Annotated in this window: 4 protein-coding genes; all 4 read right to left on the reverse strand. The window is 54.7% G+C overall.

Annotated features, from left to right (window positions below):
• On the reverse strand, positions 1-469 hold a 469-nt coding region (locus tag Q0510_RS00220), incomplete at its 3' end, for an STN domain-containing protein (RefSeq protein ID WP_298707156.1).
• Positions 470-505: 36 nt separating this feature from the next.
• Positions 506-1,579: a FecR domain-containing protein gene (locus tag Q0510_RS00225; RefSeq protein ID WP_298707158.1), complete on the reverse strand. Its 1,074-nt coding sequence runs from the start codon at positions 1,577-1,579 to the stop codon at positions 506-508.
• A gap of 77 nt (positions 1,580-1,656) precedes the next feature.
• A complete protein-coding gene (locus Q0510_RS00230; protein WP_298707160.1) occupies positions 1,657-2,289 on the reverse strand; it encodes an RNA polymerase sigma-70 factor in 633 nt (210 codons plus the stop codon).
• Between the two features lie 225 nt (positions 2,290-2,514).
• On the reverse strand, positions 2,515-3,297 hold the full coding sequence (locus tag Q0510_RS00235) for an acyl-CoA desaturase (RefSeq protein WP_298707162.1): 783 nt from the start codon (positions 3,295-3,297) through the stop codon (positions 2,515-2,517).
• Positions 3,298-3,490: the final 193 nt, after the last annotated feature.

Here is a 3,490-nt window from a genome sequence, read left to right on the forward strand (position 1 = left end):
TTTCGCCCACCACCCGGCCTTTAATGGTGACGTTTGCCTGCTGCGCGAACACGACGGCTGGTACGTTTCCCTGTTTGAGTATGATCTTGTTGTTGATCAGCTCATACCGGATATCCAGCGGGGAAAGGAGCATGTCCAGGATTTCGCTGAGCTGGCGGTCTTTGACCTGGAGGGTGATTTTGCGGGAAATGCTGATTTCGTCGTTGGAGTAGACGAATACATAAGGTGTTTGCTGCTCGATGCGATCGAGGACGGACGAGAGTTTCTCATCACGCACCTGGATGCTGAGGCGTTTCTCCGTTTGTTTGCGGGGATTGTCCCGTGCCTGGTCCATCGTTTGGCGGGCGGTGTTGGCAGCCCATGCGTCCTGCGCGTGGAGGTCGAGCATGCACAGCAGGGCGGTGCAGAAGACGGCGGCGCGGAGCAACGAACGGAAGGGACCCGGCTTGCAGAGCGGTCTTACTTTCATAACGTTTTAAGTGTTGTGATAAATGGAACGGATACTTTATTCACTGATCAGCAGGGTGCTGTCGGTGATGGTATATCGGAAATTTTTAGATTTTGACAGGTAGAACAGGATCTCGGAGAGGCTGTTGTTGCGGAAGGCGCCGGTCATCCGGTAGTGGCGGGGCTCTTCCGAATCGAAGTGCACTTTCTTCCCGAAGGCGCGTTCCAGTTCGCGGCAGATGTCTTCCAGCGTGGCATCACGAAAAACAAGGCCGCCGTCGGTCCAGGCGCGGTCTTCCTCGCCGGAGGTGATTGCTTTTTCAGGCCGGGCGTCTTCATCGTACCAGGTAACCTTTTCGTCAGGGGTGATGTAAAAGGTATCGGGGACGCGGGCGTCGGTGTATTTCGGGATGAAAGCGACTTTCCCGGTGCTGACGGAGGTTTTGACGGGCTCGTTTTCGTACGCGCGGACGTTGAACGAAGTGCCGAGTACGCGGATGGTCCCTTTGCTCAGGTGAACGATGAAAGGTTTCTCCGGTGCGCTGCTTACCTGGAAGAAGGCCTCCCCGGTCAGGAACACTTCGCGGGAATGAGGACCGAACTGTTCGGGGTACGACAGGCGGGAATCCGCGTTGAGCCAGATCTTGCTGCCATCCGCCAGTTCAAGCACCGCGCGGATGGCTTTGCCGTTCTGGCGGTGCAGCCAGCGGACCGTATCTTTTTCCGGGCTGAACGCCGCGAAACCCGTATGCAAGGCAGCTGGTTTCCACAGGGCCCAGGCGCCTCCCAGCAGCAGGAGTATGGCGGCGGCAGCGGCGGACCACCACTTCCAGGCTCCTCTCCTGCCACGGCCGGCTACGCTGAGCGGGGCGGACTCACCGCCGCGGATGCGGGCGAGCGTCCGCTCCAGGGCCTGCTCGGTGCCCGCGGAGGAATGGACCGGTGCGTCTTTGAAGTAGCGCTGAAGCAGCTGCGCCTGCGATTGCAACGATGCGTCCTGCGCCAGGAGCAAGTCCAGTTCGCGCAGTTCCGCGTCAGTAGCTTCGCCAGCCAGCCGGGCCGCCAGCAGCCGTGTGATTGTTTCGTCGTTCATCATCATTACCAGGTAGGGACCTGCTACATTTTCCGCCAAATCGTTTCAGGCGATACCGGCATCATCCGGCAGGTCAAATACATATATACATTTTCAATGCTATCGACAATATCATCTTACCACATCCATCCATCGAGCAACATCAACAGTAAACCCACCGTCGGGGGCAGTTTCCCGCCTTTTTTGAGCTTGTCGGGCAACCAGTGCCCCACAGCTTCCTGCAGGCGGCGGATGGCGCGGAAAAGCTGCGTTTCCACCGTTCTCGGGGATATATTGAGGATCTGGGCGACTTCCTTGTACCGGAACCCTTCTTCCTTGATCAACCGGAACACTTTGCGGCACTGGTCCGGCAGGAGATTCACTTCACGGTCCAGCCGCGCCGCCATCTCCTTCCACTCCATATCCCGCCCCGGATCGCCTGTATCCTTCAACTCCCATTCCCCGTTCTCCAGGGGCGATATCCGCATGGAGGAATACTTCTCCTGGTAATTGTAAGCCTGGTTCCTGACCGACACAAACAAATACACCTCCAGGTTCCCCACTTCCGTCAACCCCGCACGCCGCTCCCATATCCGGACGAACACGTCGGATACCACTTCCTCCGCGGCCTCCCGCGAAGAAACGTACTGCATGCAAAATCGAATTAGCCGATCGTACAGCAATCTGAACAGTGCGGCAAAAGCCTGTTCGCTGTCGTTACGTGCAATTTCTTCCTGCAAATCCCGTATGTGCTTGTTGCTGTCCGGCATAAGCCCTGCTATGGGTCCCCCCTTGTTTTCCTTCGTGAATAAACCTGCGTTTACAAATGTCTTGGTTGAACGGAACGGCGTGGAAAACCGTTTCTAAAGTAAGGACCGGCAATTTTAGAAAATTCCTTACAGGAAGGAAAAAAAAATTTTGAACGGCAGGGCCGGGCATGAAAAAAGGCGGCAGAATTGCTTCCGCCGCCTTCGAATATCATATGTAACCTGCCATTAAGCCGCCTTGCGCGATTTCTTCGGTACCGCAATCTTGGCGGTAGCCGTCTGGCGCAGCTTGATCATGCCCAGGAAATCCATTGCACGCATTACCGGGTAGGTAGGATCGAACTCGAACCATTTCTTGGCGAAGTTGGCGCTGTCCTTATGCTTGTGGTGGTTGTTCTGGAACAGTTCACCCAGCAAAAAGATACCCCAGGGCTCCGAGTTGCGGGAATGGTCGCCGTTGTCGAAGTTGCTGTATCCGTATTTGTGACCGCACCAGTTCACGATCGCACCCTGGATGGGGCCCATCAGGAAGTGGATCGGCAGCAGCAGGTACAGCCACCAGGTAGTACCGGCGAAAATCACGTAAAATGCAATATACAGCGCGATCCAGGTCAGGCGGGTGGCACGGTGGTCACCAAACTTGTCCAGGCTGTCCCAAACCGGCAGCGGATCTTTCGTGAACTGCGCATCGGGCAGTTTTTTGCCGGACAGGAAAGCAGCATAAATCTCACGGGTGTGGATCATCATGTGCCAAACGTCCTTGAAAAAGTGCGGGCTGTGCGGATCATGTTCCGTATCGCTGTACTCGTGGTGCATCCGGTGCATCACGCCATACGCTCGGGGAATCAGGTAAGAAGAACCCTGGAAAAACCAGGTGCTGAAATAAAATACGCGCTCCCAGCCCTTGCTCGTGTCGTACATCTGGTGAGATGCATAGCGGTGAAGGAAAAATGTATGGAAGAAAAGTGATAAAAACCAATGTGAAAAAAAGAAGATCAGTATCGCAGTCATCGCCTCAATTTTAGTGTTGAAAGTTGAACGGCAAAGGTAACCCTTTAATCCGGGCTTACCTAATAATCAAGGCTCCCACGGAAAATTAACCCCTTCTTAATGAATATATTAATATTAGATATGTTTACTCCCTAATTTTCCATGATCCGCACCCTCCTCAATTCCAGCGTATTCAATCCATCGCTGTTGAGCC

This window comes from uncultured Chitinophaga sp. (assembly GCF_937874145.1).
Classification (GTDB): Bacteria; Bacteroidota; Bacteroidia; order Chitinophagales; family Chitinophagaceae; genus Chitinophaga.